We start from the raw sequence: 19,491 nt of genomic DNA on the forward strand, positions 1-19,491 counted from the left end.
TCACGGTGAGCCGCCACGGACCCGGCGCAGCGCTCCGGTCAGGGCGACGGGACCGGCAGGTCCGCCAGGTCGGCCAGCGTGTTGCGGTGGTGGCCCGGGGTGCCGAGGGCGAGTTGGTCGGCCTTGGCGCGCTTGAGGTAGAGGTGGGCCGGGTGTTCCCAGGTCATGCCGATGCCGCCGTGCAGTTGGATGCACTCCTCGGCGGCCCGGACGGCGAGTGCGCCGCAGTGGGCCTGGGCGACGGCCACCGCGATGGCGGTGTCGGGGCTGTCGGTGGCGAGTGCGTCGGCGGCGTAGCGGGCCACCGCCCGTCCGCCGACGGTCTCCAACCAGAGGTCGGCCAGGCGGTGCTTGAGAGCCTGGAAGGAGCCGACCTGGCGGCCGAACTGCCGACGCTCCTTCAGATAGCCGACGGTGGTGCTCAGGCACCACTCGGCGAGGCCGAGCTGTTCGGAGGCGAGCAACCCGGCTCCGGTCAGCAGCGCCTGCCGGACCGGTCCGTCGTGGGAGGCCAACTGCCGGGCGGGGGTGCCGTCGAGGGTCACGTCGGCGAGCTGCCGGGTGAGGTCGAGCGAGGTGCGCCGGGTGACCGTGGCGGTCTCGACCGCGTACAGGCCGCCGTCGGCGGGGACCAGTAGGACGTCGGCCGGAAGGGCGTCCGCCACCGAGGTGATCCGGCCGGTGAGGGTGCCGCTGGGGCCGACCGAGACGCTGGGGAGTGCCGCGTCCGGGGCGGTGGAGAACGGCACCGCCAGCGTGGCGGTCAGAGCGCCGGAGGCGACGCCGGGCAGCAGCTCGCGGTCCTCGCAGGCGAGCAGTGCGGTGAGGCCGAGCACCGAGCTGCCGAAGTACGGCACCGGTGCCACCGAGCGCCCCAACTCCTCCAGTACCACTGCGACTTCGCGCAGCGAGGCACCGGCGCCGCCCAGCGACTCCGGCACCTGGAGCCCGGCCACGCCGAGCCCGGTGGCCAGGCTGCGCCAGAGCGGCAGGTCGTACGGCTCGGGGCCCTCGCAGCGGGCCAGGATCGCCGAGGGCGGGCAGTGGTCGGTGAGCAGGGCCCGGACGCTGGAGCGGAGTTCCTCCTCGATCTCCGAGTAGAGCAGATCACTCATCGGGGCAGATCCTTCCACGGCAGGTCCTTGTCGGTGCGGGGTTCGGCGGGCAGGCCGAGCACCCGTTCGGCGATCACGTTGCGGAGGATCTCCGAGCTGCCGCCCTCGATCGAGTTGCCCTTGGCGCGCAGGTAGCGGTACCCGGCCTCTCGGCCGGTGAAGTCGACCACCTCGGGGCGGGTCATCGTCCAGTCGTCGTAGCCGAGACCCTGTTCGCCGAGCAACTCGACTTCCAGGCCGCTGAGTTCCTGGGCCAGCCGGGCGAAGGCGAGCTTCATCGCCGCACCCTCGGGCCCCGGCTGACCGGAGGTCAGCTGTTGCCGAAGCCGCTCGCCGGTCAGCCGGATCACCTCGGCGTCCAGCCAGCCCTTGAGCAGGCGTTGGTGCAGCTCGTGGCTTCGAAGTTCGGGCCGGGCCCGCCAGGTGTCGGCGACCACGCCGATCAGGCCGCCCTCGCGCGGGATCGCCTGGCCGCCGATCGCCACCCGCTCGTTGTTCAGGGTGGTCTGGGCGACCTGCCAGCCCTCGCCGACCGCGCCGATCCGGTGCGCGTCGGGGATCCGGACGCCGGTCAGGAACACCTCGTTGAACTCGGCCTCGCCGGTGAGTTGGCGCAGTGGCCTGACCTCCACGCCGGGGTCGGTCATGTCACAGACGAAGTAGCTGATGCCCCGGTGCTTGGGCAGGTCCGGGTCGGTACGGGCGAGCAGGATGGCCCAGCGGGCGGCGTGCGCGATCGAGGTCCACACCTTCTGGCCGTCCACCACCCAGTGGTCGCCGTCCCGGACCGCCCGGGTGCCGAGCGCGGCCAGGTCGGAGCCCGCGCCGGGCTCGCTGAACAGCTGGCACCAGACCTCCTCGCCGGTCCAGAGCGGGCGGAGGAAGCGTTGCTTCTGCTCCTCGGTGCCGTACCGCAGGATGGTCGGGGCGGCCATCCCGAGGCCGATGCCGATCCGGCGCGGATCGTTGTCGGGTGCCCCGGCAGCTGCCAACTCAGCGTCCACCACGGCCTGTTCGGAACGCGGGGCGCCGAGCCCGCCGAGGCCGGGCGGGAAGTGCACCCAGGCCAGCCCGGCGTCGAACCGGGCCCGCAGGAAGTCGAGCCGGTCGGTGCCGGCCGGGTCGTGCTCGGCGAGCAGTTCGCGGGTCAGTTCCCGGACGTCCATCTCATGCCTCCCGGTAGCGCTTGAGCTCGCGGCGGGCCAGCGACCGCCGGTGTACCTCGTCCGGGCCGTCCGCCAGCCGCAAGGTCCGGTTGCCCGCCCAGAGTTGGGCCAGCGGGGTGTCCTGGCTGACCCCGGCGGCGCCGTGCGCCTGGACGGCCTTGTCGAGTACCCACTCGGTCATCGCGGGCACCGCGATCTTGATGGCCTGGATCTCGGTGTGCGCGCCCCGGTTGCCGACGGTGTCCATCAGCCAGGCGGTCTTCAGCACCAGCAGCCTGGCCTGCTCGATCCGTACCCGGGACTCGGCGATCCACTCCTGGACCACCCCCTGCTCGGCCAACGGCTTTCCGAACGCGACCCGTTCGGTGACCCGACGGCACATCAGCTCAAGTGCCCGTTCGGCGATGCCGATCGCGCGCATGCAGTGGTGGATGCGTCCCGGGCCCAGCCGGGCCTGGGCGATCGCGAAGCCGGCGCCCTCCGGGCCGATCAGGTTGGCGGCCGGCACCCGGACGTTCTCGAACAGGATCTCGGCGTGCCCGCCGTGGTCCGCATCGCCGTACCCGAACACGGTCATCCCGCGCCGGACGGTCACCCCGGGGGTGTCGCGCGGCACCAGGATCATGCTCTGCTGGTGGCGCGGTTCGGCGGTTGGGTCGGTCTTGCCCATCACGATCAGGATCCTGCAGTCGGGGTTCATCGCCCCGGTGATGTACCACTTGCGGCCGGTGACCAGGTAGTCGTCGCCGTCCCGCTCGATCCGGGTGGTGATGTTGGTGGCGTCCGAGGAGGCCACCTCCGGCTCGGTCATCGCGAAGGCGGAGCGGATCTCGGCGTTCAGCAGCGGCTCCAGCCACTGCTTGCGCTGGGCCTCGTCTCCGAACTGGGCCAGCAGCTCCATGTTCCCGGTGTCCGGCGCAGCGCAGTTCAGCGCGGCCGGGGCCAACAGCACGGAACGGCCGGTGAGTTCGGCCAGCGGTGCGTACTGCAGGTTGGTCAGGCCGGCACCCAGCTCGCCGGGCAGGAAGAGATTCCACAGCCCGCGCGAGCGCGCCTGCGCCTGGAGCTCGCGGACCACCGGGGGGATCGACCACTCGGGCCGTGCGGGGTCGGCGAGTTGGGCCGCCAGCACCGGCTCGGCGGGGTACACGGCCTCGTCCAGGAAGGCCAGCAGCTGCTCGCGCAGCTCCTCGGTCCGGGCGTCGTAGGAGAAGTCCACGGTCAGCGCTCCTTCAGCGAGGTGAGGCCGAACTGCACGAATAGCGGCACGAGTTCACCCACCCGGTCGAAACCCTGGCCGACCGTTCGGCCCTGGCTGTACCGGTAGTGGATTCCCTCCAGTACCACGGCGAGCTTGAACGAGGCGAAGCCGACGTACCAGCCGAGCGCCGAGACGTCCCGCCCCGAGCTCGCGGCGTACCGGCCGACCAGTTCGGCGGTGCAGGGGAAGCCCGGGGCGAGGGCGGCGCCGGGCAGTATCCCGTCGTACTGGCGGGCCAGTTCGGTGTACATCACCAGCAGGCCGAGGTCGGTGAGCGGGTCGCCGAGGGTGGACATCTCCCAGTCCAGCACGGCGGTGATCTCGTCGTCCGGGCCGATCAGCACGTTGTCCAGGCGGTAGTCGCCGTGCACCAGGGCCGGGGCGGGGGAGACCGGCAGAGTCTCGGTGAGCGTCTGCCGCAGCTCGGCGATGCCGGGCACCTCGCGGCTCCGGGACGCCTCCAACTGCCGTTCCCAGCGCCGGAGCTGACGCTCCAGGAAGCCTTCGGGGCGGCCGAAGTCCGCCAGTCCGACGGCCGCCGGGTCCACCGCGTGCAGCGTCACCAGGGTCTCCACCAGGCGCAGGCCGAGCCCGTACACCCGGTGCTCGCCGAGCGCGGCCAGCACCGCCGGGTCGCGGTGCGGGGTGCCCGCCACGTGCTCCATCAGGTACCAGGGCGCGCCGAGCACCTCGGGGTCCTCGACCAGCAGCAGCACCTCCGGCACCGGCACGGCGGTCGGGCCGAGCGCGGCCAGCACCCGGTACTCGCGGGCCATGTCGTGCGCGGTGGCCAGTACGTGCCCGAGCGGCGGCCGCCGGAGCACCCAGCTGCCGGTGCCGTCGGTCACCTGGTAGGTCAGGTTGGACCGCCCGCCCTCGAAGAGTTCGGCGCGCAGCGGTCCGCGCACCAGACCGGGCAGTGCGGCGTCCAGGTGGGCCCGCAGCCGGTCGAGGTCGAGGCCGGGCGGGTCGGCGTGGTCATCGCTCAAGGGAGGTCCTCACGGGAGAGCCGGGCAGCTGACTAAGCGCTTGCTTAGCATTGCCCGCCGCCCCGCCGGTGTCAACGCTCCCCGCGCAGCGCGACGGCCGCCCCCGGAACTCCCGGAGCGGCCGTCGCCCTGCTGCTACTGCCCGTTGACCTTGGTGGCGATCCGGTCGCCGAGGCCCTTGTCGACCTTGCGCCAGTACTCCAGCGCCCGGGCCAGCACCGGCGCCGAGACGCCGTTCTTCAGGTGCCCGCTGATGTTGGAGACCAGCCGCTCGCGCGCCGAGTCGTCCAGCACCTGACGCACCATCGTCCCGGCCTGTCCCCAGTCGTCATCCTCGCGGTGCAGCGGGTACGCCTCGCGCACCATCCGCCCCGCCACGTCCCAGCCGAGCGGCGAGCCCCACAGCTCCGGCTGCGCGGCCGGGCCGCCGTACGAGTTGGGCGCGTACGGCGTCTCGTTGCGGGCGGCGTCGAACCGCATCGGCCCGTCCTTGGCGTACGAGTGCACCGGGACGTGCGGCCGGTTGGGCGGCAGCTGCGCGTAGTTGGGACCGATCCGGTACCGGTGGGTGTCCGGATAGGAGAAGATCCGGCCGAGCAGCATCTTGTCCGGCGAGACGCCGATCCCGGGCACCAGGTTGGACGGCTCGAAGGCGGCCTGCTCGATGTGCACGTGGTAGGACGAACAGCGTCCAGGACGGACGCTTGCTTCGGACATGGGGAAGGGCCTCTTTGAGGTACTCGCGTACCGGCCGGCCGGCGGTCCGCCCCGCTACGGCCGTCTCCTACTCGAACACCGACCGGGCCCGCTTGCTACTCGGCCGTCCACACCGTCCGGTCGCCGCCGACCCAGGCCACCAGGTCGGGGTCGTCCAGGTCGGGGTCGGCCACGCCCGCGCGGCGGATGAACTCGGCCACGTCCTGCTCGCTGGTGGCCTTGCCGACCGGATTGCCGTAGATCTCCACCCGGCGGTACGGCCGGGCGCCGCCGGCGGGGGCCCGGACCACGACCGGCGGGTGGAAGATGTCGCTCATGCCTCAAGTGTCGCGCGGTCGGCCCCCGGGGTCTCGGCGGTGGTTCAGCCGGCGCTGTGCTCGCGGATCACCTCGCGGGCGGGCTTGTCCTCGCGCAGGCCCAGGAAGCGCGGGTGGCGCAGCCGCCCGTCCCTGGTCCAGCCGGTGAAGGCGAGCTGGGCGACCAGCTCGGGGGCGACCCAGTGCGGGTGCCGTTCGGGGACCGGGTCGGCGAACGGGGAGGCCGGGCGGGCCAGCTCGTCCAGCCGGGCCCGCAGGCGCACCAGGGTGGCGGTGTCGAAGCCGGTGCCGACCTTGCCCGCGTAGCGCAGCAACGGGCCCTCGTAGTGCCCGAGCAGCAGGGCGCCGAAGCCGGCCCGGGTGCCCGCCGGGTCGGTGAAGCCGCCGACCACCAGCTCCTGGGCGGCCGAGCACTTGAGCTTGAGCCAGTCGGGGGAGCGGCGCTGCAGGTACTTCCCCTCCGCGCGCTTGGCGATCAGCCCCTCCCAGCCCCGGGCGCAGGCGTCGGCGAGCGGCACCGGGCCCTCGACCTCCCGGTGCAGGGTGTACCGCAGCGGCCCGCCGTAGTGCACCGCCCGGCGGAGCACCTCCTTGCGCTCGCGCAGCGGCAGCCCGGTGGTGTCGTAGTTCTCCAGCTGGAGCAGGTCGAACAGGTAGTACGTGACGGTCACCCCGCTGGCCCTGGCCCGGATCGGGTCGTGCAGCTGCATCCGGCGCTGGAGCAGCTCGAAGCTGGTTCGGCCGTGGTCCAGCGCAACGATCTCGCCGTCGAGCACGAACCGGCGGACCGGCTGGGCGGCGAGCGCCTCGACCAGCTCGGGGTAGCCCGCCTCCAGCGACTTCCCGTTCCGGGAGAGCAGCCGGATGTCGTCGCCGTCGCGGTAGGCGATCGCCCGGATGCCGTCGAGCTTGCGCTCCAGCAGCCAGCCGGGACCGAACGTCCGGCGTTCGCTCGGGGTGGCCAACATGGGGCTGAACCGTTGGAGTGTCACCCCACAAGAGTGCCCCCGGAGCGCGTCCGACGGCAGGTCAGACCAGGCGGTGACCACCGTCGACGTGCAGCACGGTGCCGGTCACGAACGGATTGCCGATCGCGTACAGCACGGCCTGGACCAGGTCGTCCGGGCTGCCCACCCGGCGGGCGGGGTTGCGCTCGGCGACGCTGCGCAGGAAGGGATCCTTGCGCTCGGCCAGCCCGTCCCAGGCGCCCGAGTCGACGATGCCGGGGGAGACCGCGTTGACCCGGACGGGTGCCAGCTCGACCGCCAGCGCCTCGACCAGGAAGGCCAGTGCGCCGTTGGTGGTGGCCATCACCACGCGCTCCGGCGCGGGGCGCCAGGCGGCCACGCCGGAGAAGAAGGTGAACGAGCCGCCCTCGTTCACCCGTCCCGCCAGGTGCTTGGCGAGCAGCAGCGGGCCGATCACCTTGGCCGCGAACGCCCGCTGCACGGCGGCCAGTTCGAGGGTGCTGACCGGTCCGTTGGCGGGCATCGCGGCGGTGGACACCAGGTGGTCGAACGGGCCGACCCGCTCGGCCAGTGCCGCGATCGAGTCCTCGTCGGCCAGGTCGACCGGCTGGACCAGGGCGGGCCCGGCCAGCTCGGCGGCGGTGGCCCGCAGTCGCTCGGCGTCCGGTCCGGCCAGCACCAGGTCGGCACCTGCGGCCGAGGCGGTCCGGGCTATCGCGCGCCCGATGTTCGAGCCCGCGCCGACCACGACCAGGCGGCGTCCGTCGAGGGAGTCCTTGCTCATGAGTGGTGTTCCTTGTCCGTTCGGGTGAGATCTCCGAGCCTGGTCGTCCGCTCGCCATATGTCCAAGACATGATTTCTTCGTCAGCCATAAACTGCCTGCATGGCAACGCTCCGTCAGCTCGAATACCTGGTCACCGTCGTGGACACCGGCTCGTTCACCCGCGCCGCCGAGCTGTTGCACGTCTCGCAGCCCGCGCTCTCGCACCAGGTCCAGGCACTGGAGCGGGACGCCGGCGGGCGGCTGCTGGAGCGGCTGCCGCGGGCCGTCCGGCTCACCCCGATGGGGCGGGCGATGCTGCCGCACGCCAGGGCCGCGCTGGCCGAGGCCGACCGGGCCCGGACGGCCGCCCGCCGGGCCGCCGGACTGGACGGCGGTGAGCTCCAGCTCGCAGTGGTCTACTCGGTCACCCTCGGTGTGCTGCCGCCAGTGCTGCGGGCCTGGCGCGAGCGGCACCCCGAGGTCCGGGTCCGGCTGCTGGAGTTCCCGCACACCGAGGCGTTGACGGCGGCCATGGCGGCGGGCCGGGCGGATCTCGCGATCGGGCCGGTGCCGAGTGAATGGGACGGTCCCGTCCAGGAGTTGGGCACCGAGGAGTTCGTCCTGGTGCTCGCCGGGAACGACCCGGCGGTGGCCCCGGGCGTGGACCGGGCGGCGCTCGCCGACTTCGCCGACCGGGACTGGGTGCACTACGCCCCTGGTAACGGCCTGGCCGAGCTGCTCGACCAGGTCTGCGCGGCGGCCGGCTTCCGCCCCCGGGCGGCCGTAAGGACCGAGCAGACCGCCGCCGCCCCATTGCTCGCCGCCGCCGGGCTCGGCCCCGCGCTGGTCCCGGCCGACCTGCTGCCGGCCGGTTTCGACGGGCGGGTGCTGCGCCCCGAGCCCCCGGTGCGCCGTACCCTGGCCGCGTACTGCCGACCGGAGCCCGATCCGCTCACTGCGGCCTTCCTCGCCGTCCTCGATCGGCACACCCGAGTGGGAATCCGCCGCCTGGACGGCGAAGCTGGAGGCGCGGGGGTCGGTACGCGCTGAGGAGGCCCGGATGGCCAGGGCGATGTGGTCGGGGACGTTGAGTTTCGGGCTGGTCACGGTGCCGGTGGCGCTGTACTCGGCCACCGAGGATCACTCGGTGCGGTTCCGCCAGCTTCAGCGCGGCACCTCGGACCGGGTGCGCAACCAGCGGGTGAACGAGCGCACCGGGGAGGAGGTGGAGTACTCCGACGTGGTCAAGGGCTACGAGCTGTCCGAGGGCGAGTACGTGGTGGTCGAGCCGCACGAGCTGGACGAGCTGGCGCCCGGGCGGTCCCGCACGATCGAGATCATCGGCTTCGTCGAGCTCGGCGAGGTGGAGCCGATCCTGTTCGACAAGACCTACTACCTGGGTCCGAAGGGCAAGGAGTACACCAAGGTCTACGCCCTGCTGCGGGAGGCGCTCGGCCGCACCGGCAAGGCCGGCATCGCCAAGTTCTCGATGCGCGGCCGGGAGTACCTGACCGCCGTGCACGCCGAGGGCGACACGCTGACCCTGCACACCATGCACTTCGCGGACGAGATCCGCGATCCGCACCAGGAGGTGGACAACCTTCCGGAGGCCGACGCGACGGTCCAGGAGCGGGAGTTGAAGGCAGCCGAGCAGCTGGTCGAGATGCTGGCGATGGACTGGGATCCGAAGGCCTACCGGGACGAGTACGAGGACCGGGTGCGCGAGCTGGTCGAGGCCAAGGTGGAGGGCAAGGAGATCGTCCGGCCGGAGAGCCCGGTGGTGGCCACCAACGTGGTCGACCTGATGGACGCGCTGAACCGGAGCATGGAGGCGGCGGGTGGCGGAGGCGGGAAGAAGGAGGGCCTGGACGGGCTCACGAAGGCGCAACTGTACGAGAAGGCCAGCGAGTTGAAGATCCCGCACCGCTCCACGATGACCCGGGACGAACTCCAGCAGGCCGTACAGAAGGCCACCGCGCCTGCGAGCGGCAAGCGCAGGTTGAAGGCGGTCTCCTGATCAGGTCCTGCCGGGTTCAGGGGTTGCCGAGCCAGACCGTGGTGACGTTGCAGAACTCCCGGATGCCGTGGCCGGCCAGCTCACGGCCGTAGCCCGAGTGCTTGACGCCGCCGAACGGCAGCGCCGGGTGCGAGGCGGTCATCCCGTTGAAGAAGATCCCGCCCGCCTCCAACTCGCGGAGGCAGTAGTCACGTTCGCCGGGGTCGGTGGTCCAGACGTTCGAACTCAGGCCGTACGGTGTCGCGTTGGCCAGTTCGACGGCCTGCTCCAGGCTCTGCACCCGGTACAGCACCGCGACCGGCCCGAAGGTCTCCTCCCGGTGCACCCGCATCGCCGGTGTCACGCCGGTGAGCACGGTGGGCGGGTAGTACCAGCCGGCGGACGGCAGGGCCGCGTTGGTGCCACCGGTCTCGGCGATCGCGCCGTGGGCCAGCGCGTCGGCGACCAGTGCGGCCAGGTCGTCCCGGCCCTGCCGGGTCGCCAGTGGGCCCAGGTCGGTGGACGGGTCCATCGGGTCGCCGACCCGCAGCGCGCGCATCGCCTCCGCGAAGGCCGCCGCGAACTGCGGGTAGACCTCCTCGTGCACGATGAAGCGCTTGGCTGCGATGCAGGACTGGCCGTTGTTCTGGATCCTGGCCCGGACGGCGGTGCTCACCGCGGCCGTCAGGTCGGCGCTCGGCAGAACGAGGAACGGGTCGCTGCCGCCGAGTTCCAGCACGCTCTTCTTGAGTGCCTCTCCGGCCGCCGCGCCGACCGCCCGGCCCGCGCCCTCGCTGCCGGTCAGCGTCACGGCGGCCACCCGCGGGTCGCCGATCAGCTGTGGCACGACGTCCGAGCCGACCAGCAGCGACTGGAAGCACCCCTCGGCCGCCCCGGCCCGGCGGAACAGGTCGGCCAGCGCGACGGCGGTGCGGGGCACGTTGGAGGCGTGCTTGAGCAGTGCCACGTTGCCCGCCATCAGGGCGGGTGCCAGGAACCGGACCACCTGCCAGAGCGGGAAGTTCCACGGCATCACCGCCAGCACGGCCCCGAGCGGGCGGTACCTGACGTACGCCAGCTCGGCCCCGGAGTCGGCCACGTCCAGGTCGCCCGGGTACTCGTCGGCGATCAGCGCGGCGCCGTGGTCGGCGTACCAGCGCAGGGCCTTGGCGGACTTGGCCGCCTCCGCCCTGGCCTGGGCCAGCGGCTTGCCCATCTCGGTGGTCACCGTCCGGGCGATCTGCTCGCGCTCGGCGTCCAGCAGCCCGGCCGCCCGGCGGAGCAGCTCCGCGCGCTCCTCGAAGCTGGTGGCGCGGTACGTCCGGAAGGCGCTCGCCGCCTTGGCCAGGGCCAGTTCGACGGCGTCCTGGTCGAGCGGGTCGAAGGTCTCCAGGGTCTCGCCGGTGGCCGGGTTGACGGTCGCGATCGGCATGGCGTGCCTCCTGGGGGCGGTTACGCAGGATGCTCGGCGATCCGGGTGGCGGCCTCCCTGGCCCGGGCACCGGTCCTGGTGCGGCCCGGGGCGACGTGGCGGTAGGGGAAGCGGCGCAGGTACTCCGCCTCGAGCTGCCCGGAGCGGAGGGTGTGCCGGTAGAGGGCCTCCTCGGAGCCGTACAGGAAGGTCTCGTGCCGGGTGCGGTGCAGCTGTTCCAGCTCGTGGAGCAGGACGTCCGTCTCCAGGTCGGTGGCCGGGATGCCTCCCGTGCGGGTGTCGGAGTGCAGCATCTTTCCTCCTCCTTGGTGTCGTCCCCCCGTTCTACCGAGTGCCCCCGTGCGGGCGGCGGAAACCGGGCAAACCGGTTCAGGAACTGCCAAACCGGTTTCCGGTCGGGTCGGACGGGGGACCAGCAGCCGTATGGACCCCGTCCGTGCACTGGAGCGGATCGCCTACCTGCTGGAGCGCGAGCACGCGACCGAGTACCGGGTGCGCGCCTTCCGGCAGGCCGCCGCCGCGGCCCGGGCGCACCTGGCCGAGCACCCAGATCCGGCCGCGCTGGCCGCCGGGGCGAGCCGGCTGCCCGGGATCGGCCCGACCACCGCCAAGGTGATCGCCGAGGCGGTGGCCGGCCGGACCCCGGCCTACCTGGCCGAGCTGGAGACCCGGGCCGACGAACCGCTGGCCACCGGCGGCGAGGAGCTGCTCGCCGCGCTGCGTGGTGACTGCCACCTGCACTCCGACTGGTCCGACGGCCAGGTCCCGATCGAGACCATGGCCAGGACCGCAATCGAGCTCGGCCACAAGTGGGCGGTGCTCACCGACCACTCGCCCCGGCTCACCGTCGCGCACGGACTGAGCCCCGAACGGCTGCGCAGGCAGCTCGACGTGGTGGCCGAACTGAACACCCGGCTGGCCCCGTTCGAGCTGCTCACCGGGATCGAGTGCGACATCCTCGACGACGGCTCGCTCGACCAGGAGGACGAACTGCTGGACCGGGTGGACGTGGTGGTCGGCTCGGTGCACTCCAAGCTGCGGATGGACCCGCTGCTGATGACCCGTCGGCTGCTGAACGCGGTGCGCAACCCCCGGCTGGACATCCTCGGCCACTGCACCGGGCGGTTGATCGGCGACAAGCCGCGCCCCGAGTCCCGGTTCGACGCCGAGCGGGTCTTCGCCGCCTGCGCCGAGGCGGGCGCCGCGGTCGAGATCAACTGCCGCCCCGAGCGCCGCGACCCGCCGTCGCGGCTGATCGCGCTCGCGGCCGAGGCGGGCTGCCTGTTCTCGATCGACACCGACGCGCACGCCCCCGGGCAGCTCGCCTGGCAGCCGTACGGCTGCGCCCGGGCAGCGGCCGCGGGCATCGGCGCCGAACGGATCGTCACCACCTGGACTGCGAAGCAGCTGCGCACCTGGGCGGACACCCGCCGCGTCCCGAGGCGGCGGTAGTGGCGGAGGTGACGCTCACCGAAGTGGAGGGGCGGCGGCTGCGGCTGACCCACCTGGAGAAGGTGCTCTACCCCGAGACCGGCTGGACCAAGGCCGCCGCCGTGCACTACTACGCGAGCATCGCGCCCCGGCTGCTGCCGCACCTGGCCGGGCGGCCCGCCTCCTTCCTGCGCTTTCCCGAAGGCGTCCAGGGCCAGCGGTTCTGGGCCAAGCGGGTGCCCGCCGGAGCGCCGGACTGGCTGACCACGCTGGACGTCGAGCACCGCGAGGAGACGCTCCGGCATGTCGTGGTGGCCGACCTGCCGACCCTGGTCTGGGCGGCCAACCTCGGCGCTCTCGAACTGCACGTCCCGCAGTGGCAGTTGGAGCCCGCCGAGCACGACCGCCTGATCATCGACCTGGACCCGGGCCCGGGCGCCTCGATCGTGGAGTGCTGCACCGTCGCGCTGGCCGCCCGCCGGGCGCTGGCGGCGGACGGGCTGACGGCCTGGGCCAAGACCTCGGGCTCGAAGGGCCTGCACCTGCTGGTACCGCTGCAACCCACCCCGGAGCGGGTCGCCACCGGCTACGCCAGGCACCTGGCGATGCGGTTGCGGAAGGCCGATCCGGCGCTGGTGGTCGACCGGATGGACAAGTCGCTGCGCCGCAACAAGGTCTTCGTCGACTGGTCGCAGAACACCAGCGCCAAGACCACCGTCGCCCCGTACTCGATCCGGGCCGGTGACCGCCCGCTGGTCTCGACTCCGGTGAGCTGGACGGCCGTTCGGGACTGCCGCCGCCCCGAGGAGCTGGAGTTCAGCCCCGAACAGGTGCTGACGCGCCGCCGGGATCCGATGGCCGATCTGGCTCAACCCCGGTACCGGGGGCGGCTGCCGGAGTGACCGTACGTCAGCTACGGCGGCGGCGCAGCAGGGCCAGGCCGGCCAGTAGCAGGGCGGCGGCCAGCGCCGCCGCTGCTCGGACGGCCGGGCCGGAACCGGGAGCGGTGCCGGGAGCGGTGCCGGGAGCGGACGGCGTCCCGGCCGACGGCACCGAGGGGGTCGGCACCGAAGGGGACGGAGAGGGGGAGGGGGACGGGGACTCGCCGTTGTCGGTCGGGCACTGGATCTCGGCGTTGAACGGGAAGTTGTGGATCTCGCCCGCGTTCACCGCGCCGGTCGCGGTGAGCGGCCCGGCCTCGAAGGAGCGGACCGCGATGTCGCCGTCGATGTTGGCCGGGTCGAGGTCGCGGAGGTGCGCGCGAGGGGCGAACACGGTGCCCCGGAGCGAGTCGCCGTCGGCCATGGTGATCTCGGTGGCGTCGGGGAAGTCCCAGATGATGTACGGGGCTTGGGCCGGGGAGATCCCGGCCATGTTGGGCAGGTGCCAGGTCAGCGAACCGCCGGTGGCGGTGGTGTCGACCACAATGAGCAGCGGGGCGGTGGCGGTCGGCTGGTTGCGGAAGGTCAGGGCGGCCAGGTTGTTGAGGTTGGCGCCGGTCAGCCGCAGGACGTTGGTCCGGCCGTCGGTGACGGTGAGGTAGGCATTGCTGCCGGGCGGCAGGTTGGCCGGGTCCAGGACGGTGGTGCCGTTCGCGTCGGTCAGTTCGACGGTCGACGGGCAGAGGCCCATGCTGTCGGCCCGCGCCCGGTAGTCGGCGAACAGGCCGGTGAAGTCCATCAGACCCGGGGCCGGGCCGACCGAGGCCACCGGTTGACGCGTGGTCAGCTAGATCCGGGGGACGGCGTTGTAGGCGGCGCTGGACGGCACGAGCTGGGTGTTGACCAGGGCGCCGTTGCCGTCCCGGTCGAGGGCATGACTGCCGGTCAGGTCGCCGACCTTGAGGTAGCCGTTCTGCAGCACCTTGAGGACACCGGCCGGGCTGCTGCCCGCCAGGTCCACCCGTCCGCCGACCAGCAGCGCGGTGGGCTGGGCGTCCCCCGCGACGGTGAAGCTGCCGGAGGTGTGCAAGGCGACGTTGTAGCCGGGCCCGATGCTCAGATTGCCGCCGACCGCGACGGTGCCTCGAGCGGGAGCAGAGTGGCAGCGGTTACGGCGCGCAGCAGCATGGGCCGATGCTAGACAGCGCCGACCAGCGCGGGGGCGGCGGCGCACGGCGCGTCGGGGCAGGTCAAGCCCAACGGCGGCAGGGGTCCCGGCCCGGGCCGGGACCCCTGACCGGGGGTCAGATCAGCGTCCGCCAGTAGTACCAGAACCGCTGCAGGATCAGCAGCGCGATCACCGCGTACCAGAGGACGGGGACCGCCCAGTGGTAGCGGGCCGCCTCCCGGACCACCGGGCGCAGCGCGCGCGGGGTGCGGATCACGCCGGACTTCAGGTTGTGCAGCGTGGTGTACCAGAACAGCGGGATCATCGCCGCCCAGACCACCATGCAGTACGGGCAGAGCGCACCGATCGAGTAGAGGGTCTGCGTCATCAGCCAGGTGACGAAGCCGATGCCGAACAGGGTGCCGAGCTGGAGCCCGAGCCAGAACCAGCGCGCGTACGCCGCTCCGGCCAGGATGCCCGCGCCGACGGCGACCACCACGGCGAAGGCGGCCAGGCCGATCAGCGAGTTGGGGAAGCCGAAGACCGAGGCCTGGTCGCTGAGCATCACTGAGCCGCAGCTGATGATCGGGTTGATGCTGCAGCTGGGGACGTAGGACGGGTCCTCCAGCAGCTTGATCTTGTCCAGGGTCAGCACGGCCGAGGCGAACAGCCCGAGCAGGCCCGTGACGACGAACAGCCAGCCGAGCCGTCTGCCGGCCGCGACGGGGGTGGTCACTTCGCCCCCGTGGTCTGCTGGACCAGGGCCTTGAAGGCGTCGCCGGTGATCGGCTGGTTGCCGGGGAAGACGTTCAGCTGCTTGCCGTCGAGCTGGACGGTCGGGGTGCCGCTGACACCGCTGTTGTCGAAGGCGGTGGAGACCTTGGCGGCCCAGGGCAGGTAGGTGCCCTCCTTGACCGCCTTGACGAAGGCGTCGGTCTTCAGGCCGGGGACCTGGTCGGCGAGGTCGAGGATGGTGTTGACGTCGCCGAAGCCGTCCTTGCGCTCGTCGGGCTGGTTGGCGTAGAGCACGTCGTGGAAGGCCTTGAACTTGTCCACGCCTTCGTTGAGCGCCGCACCCGCCGCGTTGAGCGCGGTCTTGGAGCCCTTGCCGCCGAGGTTCTTGTCCAGGAAGGTGGCGAGCTGGTACTCGATCTTGTACGTGCCGTCGTCCGCGAGCTGCTGCATGGTCTTGCCCGCGCTGCTCTCCAGCTGCTCGCAGACCGGGCAGCGGAAGTCCTCGTAGACCTTGAGGGTGTGCGGGGCGTCGGCCTTGCCGTAGGTGACCAGGGTGCCGTCGGCGCCCGAGACGTTCGCCGGGACGACCAGCGGGCCGCTCGCCGCGCTGTCGGCGGCGCCGTCACCGCTGTTGCCGCTCACGGCGAAGGCCACGCCGCCGACCAGGGCCAGTACGGCGACGCAGGAGACGCCGATCACCACCCGGCGACGGCGCTTCTCGGCCTGCACCTCGCGGGCGCGCTGCTCCTTGAGGCGGGAGGTGGCGGACTGCTTCTTCTGCTGGTTGCTGCTCATGACGGTGTCGAATCCTGTCGCTGCGCACGCCGAAGGCGCGCGGGTACCTGAGTGGAGGCGGGACGCCCGGGCGGCAAAGGGCCCAGGGCGGTCGGACGGCCTACGCGAGGTGTACTTCAGCAGGCCGGTGCGAACACCGGCGGGCCACGCCGCAGGGCGGGCCGGAGCAGGATGTCGTCGGCCGGGATCCGGGCCCGGCTCGACTCGGGGATGGGCAGCCGCAGCACCGGACGGGCCGGGCGCGGGGCCGGCAGGCGGAGGAACCGCCAGGCACCGGCGAGCAGTTCGCCGAGCAGCCGGGAGGTGGTGGCCTGCCCGGTCAGCGCGGCCTCGCTGTGGCGCAGGGCCAAGGCGGCGAGCAGGGCGACCAGCAGGTGGCCGAACAGCACCGGCAGCCCCGCCAGCGGCGCGGGCGTGCTGCCCGGACTGAGCAGGAACTCGCCGATCGAACCGCCGGAGCAGACCAGCGGCTCGAAGCCGGCCAGTGGCCGGGTGCCGCCCGGCACGGCGCAGGTGAGCTGGCCGAGGTCGAACAGCACGCCGACGGCGAGCTGGGTGGGGAGCAGGACCGCGAGGATCCGGCCGAAGCCCCACCCCGAGCGGAGGACGGCGAACGCCACCAGGAAGGCGGCCACGCCAGCGAGCGCCATCACCGAGACCGGCAGCGGCTGCCCGGTCAGCACGACCTGGCCGAGGGCGGCAAGCGGCACGACGAGCGCGGCGAACACCGCCGCGCGCACCGTCCTGGTTGCCTGACTGCCCTTCATGCCGACGAGTCTGCCACAGCGGGGATATGGCGTGCGTGAGCCTGTGAGCCGCCTCACGGGGCTGCTGTGAGGTCGCCAAAACCCCCGGCGGGCCGGGGTGGTCCGCTGACATAGTGGCCGGATGCGTCTGATCAAGTACGGCCACGCCTGCGTGCGTCTGGAGACCGACGGCCGAGTGCTGGTGATCGACCCGGGTACGTTCTCCGAGGCCGAAGCCCTGGACTCGGTCTCGGACGTGCTGGTGACCCACGAGCACGCCGACCACATCGACATCGCCAAGCTGGTGGCGGCCCGGGAGCAGAACCCGGCGCTCCGGGTGCACCTGCCGCGGCAGGCCGCCGAGCAGCTCCCGGAGCTGGGTGACTCGGCGGTCGTCGTCGAGGTGGGGCAGCGGTTCACCGCGGCCGGGTTCACCGTCGACGTGGTGGGCGGGGCCCATGCCGAGATCTACGACGGCCTGCCCGGCTGCGCGAACGTCGGGTTCGTGGTGGACGGCGATGTCTACCACCCCGGCGACTCGCTGTTCGTCCCGGAGCAGCCGGTGACCACGCTGCTGGTCCCTGCCGCAGCGCCCTGGCTCAAGCTGGGCGAGGCGCTGGACTTCGTCCGGGCGGTGAAGCCGGTCCGGGCGTTCCCGATCCACGACGCCTTTCTCAGCGACCTCGGCCGGGGGAACTTCGACGCCTGGATGGACTTCAAGGGCGACACCGAGTACGCCCGGGTCCCGCTCGGGGAGTCCGTGACGTTCTGACCCCGGAGACCCCCGACCGAGGGGTGCGGGGCCTTCGGCCGGTTACGGGTGGTGCGGGGAGTGGAAGGAGTGCAGCGGGGGATCCGACGAGCGCTGAGGGGCACACGGTCATGGGCGAGGGCACGAAGCGAGCGGTACTGAACGGACCGGACGGCGCCGAGCTGGCCGAACTCGCCTCCCTCTACCGCGAGTTGCACGCCAACCCGGAGCTCTCCTCGGCCGAGCACCGGACCGCCGCCGAGATCGCCCGCCGGGTGGAGAAGCTCGGCTACGAGGTCACCGCCGGGGTCGGCGGGACCGGGGTGGTCGGGGTGCTGCGGAACGGCGCCGGGCCGACCGTGCTGCTGCGGGCCGACTTCGACGGGCTGCCGGTCCGCGAGGAGACCGGGCTGCCGTACGCCTCGACCGCCACCGGGGTGGACCCGGACGGCCGGGAGGTGCCGGTGATGCACGCCTGCGGCCACGACATGCACGTGACCTGCCTGGTCGGGGCGCTGGGGCTGCTGGCCCGATCGCTCGACGCCTGGTCGGGGACGGTGCTGGCGGTGTTCCAGCCGGCCGAGGAGACCGGGACGGGCGCGCGGGCGATGGTGGACGACGGCCTGTTCGAGCGGTTCGGTCGCCCGGACGTGGTGCTCGGGCAGCACGTCGCCCCGTACCCGGCCGGGATGGTCGGGCTGCACGCGGGACCGGCGTTCGCGGCCACCGACGGGCTGCGGATCAGGATGTTCGGCAAGGGCGCGCACGGCTCGCGGCCGGAGGCGGCCATCGACCCGGTGGTGATGGCCGCCGCGACCGTGCTGCGCCTGCAGACCCTGGTGTCGCGGGAGATCGCGGCGACCGAGACCGCCGTGGTCACGGTCGGCTCGCTGCACGCCGGGACCAAGGACAACATCATCCCGGCCGAGGCCGAGCTGAGGGTCAACATCCGCAGCTACACGCCGGAGGTCAGGACAGCCCTGCTGGCCGGGGTCGAACGGATCGTCAGGGCCGAGGCGGCCGCCTCCGGGGCGACCCTGGAGCCCGAGTTCACGCCCCTGGACAGCTTCCCGGTGCTGGTCAACGACCAGGCCGCGGTGGACCGGGCCAGGGCGGCGCTGGTGGCACAGCTGGGGGAGCGGTGCGTGGCGGACCCGGGCCCGGTGACCGGCAGCGAGGACGTCGGCGCGTTCGGCGCGGCTGCCGGGGTGCCGACCTGCTACTGGCTGTTCGGTGGCACCGACCCGGCCGAGTACGCCCGCGCGGAGGCGGCCGGCCGGGTGGCCCAGGACATCCCGTCCAACCACTCGCCGCACTTCGCGCCGGTGATCGAGCCGACCCTGAGTACGGGCGTCACAGCGCTGGTGACCGTCGCGCTGGCCTGGCTGGCGGCCTGACGGCCGGTCAGTAGGTCGAGGTCACCGGGCGGGAGTACCGGGTGGTGTCGTCGTCGTCCGAGGTGACGGTGGTGGTGATCGAGCTGGCGGCGTACGACAGGACGCCGATCACGATGAACACCACCAGCAGGCCGCGCCCCGCGCTGCTGAGCACCAGCGGACGGGTGGCCGAGGCCGGGCCCCCGCCGACCGGGGCGTCGACGGCGGTCTCGCCGAACAGGCCCTTGGGGTAGGCGGAGGTGAGCATCAGGTAGTACGCCTGGTAGCGGTACCGGTAGCGGACGATGGCCGCGGTCGCCTCGAAGAGCGGGCGCGGCATCCGTCCCAGAATCAGCACCACCAGCCAGCTGATGAACGAGACCGCCCACCAGCCGAGCCCCAGTACGCCCTGGATGATCGCCGCCGGGATCATCAGGATGATGCGGAAGAAGACCGCGAGCCGGTTCAGCTCACCGGGGCGGACCTCGATCCGGACGGGGTACTCGGGGGCGTCGAACCGGAACGGCGGGTACACGTCGACCAGCAGCATCGCGTACGCCTCCACCCGGGTGGTGTACGCGACGTAGCCGGTCAGGTAGCGGGCCGCGAACTCCGGCAGGCGGGCGGTGATCAATGCCCCGAACCAGCCGATCACCATGACGAAGAAGGCCACGATCGAGAGCAGCCAGACCACGATGAACTGCGGGATCAGCAGCAGGAGCCGCAGGAACACGGTGAGCCGGCTCTGTTGCTTCGGTTCCGGCACGTCCAGCGCCGGAAGCCACTCACGGCCGGGCGCCGGCAGCGTGGCGGATGCGTCCCACATGGTGTCTCCCTGAGGCTTCGTCAGCAGTCCCTGCTCCGAAGATCGCAGGCACCGCCG

Annotated in this window: 19 protein-coding genes and 2 pseudogenes; 6 read left to right on the forward strand and 15 right to left on the reverse strand. The window is 72.5% G+C overall.

What is annotated here, in order from left to right:
• Positions 1 to 38: 38 nt before the first annotated feature.
• From ASC99_RS06275 to ASC99_RS06310, 8 genes and pseudogenes are all read right to left on the reverse strand, one after another.
• Positions 39 to 1,115, reverse strand: a complete 1,077-nt coding sequence (locus ASC99_RS06275; RefSeq protein ID WP_057229142.1) for an acyl-CoA dehydrogenase family protein — start codon at positions 1,113 to 1,115, stop codon at positions 39 to 41.
• On the reverse strand, positions 1,112 to 2,281 hold the full coding sequence (locus ASC99_RS06280; protein ID WP_057229144.1) for an acyl-CoA dehydrogenase family protein: 1,170 nt from the start codon (positions 2,279 to 2,281) through the stop codon (positions 1,112 to 1,114). Before ASC99_RS06280 ends, ASC99_RS06275 begins: the two co-directional genes overlap by 4 nt.
• Position 2,282: 1 nt before the next feature.
• The gene (locus tag ASC99_RS06285; RefSeq protein ID WP_057229146.1) at positions 2,283 to 3,500 is read right to left on the reverse strand and encodes an acyl-CoA dehydrogenase family protein; all 1,218 of its coding nucleotides are present in this window, start codon (positions 3,498 to 3,500) and stop codon (positions 2,283 to 2,285) included.
• Positions 3,501 to 3,502: 2 nt separating this feature from the next.
• The gene (locus ASC99_RS06290; protein ID WP_057229148.1) at positions 3,503 to 4,531 is read right to left on the reverse strand and encodes a phosphotransferase family protein; all 1,029 of its coding nucleotides are present in this window, start codon (positions 4,529 to 4,531) and stop codon (positions 3,503 to 3,505) included.
• 135 nt (positions 4,532 to 4,666) lie between these two features.
• Positions 4,667 to 5,209, reverse strand: a pseudogene (locus ASC99_RS06295) (catalase); the annotation flags it as partial.
• A 134-nt stretch (positions 5,210 to 5,343) separates the two neighbouring features.
• Entirely contained in the window at positions 5,344 to 5,565 is a 222-nt protein-coding gene (locus tag ASC99_RS06300) for a hypothetical protein (protein ID WP_057229150.1), read from the reverse strand.
• Between the two features lie 44 nt (positions 5,566 to 5,609).
• Entirely contained in the window at positions 5,610 to 6,533 is a 924-nt protein-coding gene (gene ligD, locus ASC99_RS06305) for a non-homologous end-joining DNA ligase (protein WP_063856991.1), read from the reverse strand.
• 61 nt (positions 6,534 to 6,594) lie between these two features.
• A complete protein-coding gene (locus ASC99_RS06310; RefSeq protein ID WP_057229155.1) occupies positions 6,595 to 7,317 on the reverse strand; it encodes an SDR family oxidoreductase in 723 nt (240 codons plus the stop codon).
• 100 nt (positions 7,318 to 7,417) lie between these two features.
• Here ASC99_RS06310 and ASC99_RS06315 point away from each other — a divergent pair, with 100 nt between their 5' ends.
• Positions 7,418 to 8,347, forward strand: coding sequence for a LysR family transcriptional regulator (locus ASC99_RS06315; RefSeq protein ID WP_057229157.1), 930 nt, complete (start codon positions 7,418 to 7,420; stop codon positions 8,345 to 8,347).
• Between the two features lie 10 nt (positions 8,348 to 8,357).
• Entirely contained in the window at positions 8,358 to 9,314 is a 957-nt protein-coding gene (locus tag ASC99_RS06320) for a Ku protein (RefSeq protein WP_057229160.1), read from the forward strand.
• A 16-nt stretch (positions 9,315 to 9,330) separates the two neighbouring features.
• On the opposite strand, the gene ASC99_RS06325 is transcribed toward ASC99_RS06320, so the two are convergent.
• Both ASC99_RS06325 and ASC99_RS06330 read right to left on the reverse strand, forming a co-directional pair.
• Positions 9,331 to 10,725, reverse strand: a complete 1,395-nt coding sequence (locus ASC99_RS06325) for an NADP-dependent succinic semialdehyde dehydrogenase (protein WP_057229162.1) — start codon at positions 10,723 to 10,725, stop codon at positions 9,331 to 9,333.
• A 20-nt stretch (positions 10,726 to 10,745) separates the two neighbouring features.
• Positions 10,746 to 11,018, reverse strand: a complete 273-nt coding sequence (locus tag ASC99_RS06330; RefSeq protein ID WP_057229164.1) for a DUF6158 family protein — start codon at positions 11,016 to 11,018, stop codon at positions 10,746 to 10,748.
• A 130-nt stretch (positions 11,019 to 11,148) separates the two neighbouring features.
• Here ASC99_RS06330 and ASC99_RS06335 point away from each other — a divergent pair, with 130 nt between their 5' ends.
• Together ASC99_RS06335 and ligD (ASC99_RS06340) are read left to right on the forward strand one after the other, a co-directional pair.
• On the forward strand, positions 11,149 to 12,177 hold the full coding sequence (locus ASC99_RS06335; RefSeq protein WP_057229166.1) for a PHP domain-containing protein: 1,029 nt from the start codon (positions 11,149 to 11,151) through the stop codon (positions 12,175 to 12,177).
• A gap of 8 nt (positions 12,178 to 12,185) precedes the next feature.
• Positions 12,186 to 13,058: a non-homologous end-joining DNA ligase gene (ligD, locus tag ASC99_RS06340; RefSeq protein WP_057229264.1), complete on the forward strand. Its 873-nt coding sequence runs from the start codon at positions 12,186 to 12,188 to the stop codon at positions 13,056 to 13,058.
• A 7-nt stretch (positions 13,059 to 13,065) separates the two neighbouring features.
• Here the strand turns inward: ligD (ASC99_RS06340) and ASC99_RS06345 are convergent.
• From ASC99_RS06345 to ASC99_RS06365, 4 genes and pseudogenes are all read right to left on the reverse strand, one after another.
• Positions 13,066 to 14,271, reverse strand: a pseudogene (locus ASC99_RS06345) (collagen-binding domain-containing protein).
• Between the two features lie 70 nt (positions 14,272 to 14,341).
• Positions 14,342 to 14,941, reverse strand: coding sequence for a vitamin K epoxide reductase family protein (locus tag ASC99_RS06355; RefSeq protein ID WP_057229172.1), 600 nt, complete (start codon positions 14,939 to 14,941; stop codon positions 14,342 to 14,344).
• Positions 14,938 to 15,735, reverse strand: coding sequence for a thioredoxin domain-containing protein (locus ASC99_RS06360; RefSeq protein WP_063856993.1), 798 nt, complete (start codon positions 15,733 to 15,735; stop codon positions 14,938 to 14,940). The genes ASC99_RS06355 and ASC99_RS06360 overlap by 4 nt, the downstream gene beginning before the upstream one ends.
• A 116-nt stretch (positions 15,736 to 15,851) precedes the next feature.
• Positions 15,852 to 16,502, reverse strand: coding sequence for a hypothetical protein (locus tag ASC99_RS06365; protein WP_157531395.1), 651 nt, complete (start codon positions 16,500 to 16,502; stop codon positions 15,852 to 15,854).
• 121 nt (positions 16,503 to 16,623) lie between these two features.
• On the opposite strand from ASC99_RS06365, the gene ASC99_RS06370 reads away from it, so the two are divergent.
• Both ASC99_RS06370 and ASC99_RS06375 read left to right on the forward strand, forming a co-directional pair.
• On the forward strand, positions 16,624 to 17,253 hold the full coding sequence (locus ASC99_RS06370; RefSeq protein ID WP_057229175.1) for an MBL fold metallo-hydrolase: 630 nt from the start codon (positions 16,624 to 16,626) through the stop codon (positions 17,251 to 17,253).
• Between the two features lie 110 nt (positions 17,254 to 17,363).
• Positions 17,364 to 18,629, forward strand: a complete 1,266-nt coding sequence (locus tag ASC99_RS06375; protein WP_057229177.1) for an amidohydrolase — start codon at positions 17,364 to 17,366, stop codon at positions 18,627 to 18,629.
• A 7-nt stretch (positions 18,630 to 18,636) separates the two neighbouring features.
• Here the strand turns inward: ASC99_RS06375 and ASC99_RS06380 are convergent, their stop codons facing one another.
• A complete protein-coding gene (locus ASC99_RS06380) occupies positions 18,637 to 19,434 on the reverse strand; it encodes a DUF4389 domain-containing protein (RefSeq protein WP_057229180.1) in 798 nt (265 codons plus the stop codon).
• Between the last annotated feature and the right edge of the window lie 57 nt (positions 19,435 to 19,491).

The sequence above is a fragment of the Kitasatospora sp. Root107 genome (assembly GCF_001424875.1).
Taxonomy (GTDB): Bacteria; Actinomycetota; Actinomycetes; order Streptomycetales; family Streptomycetaceae; genus Kitasatospora.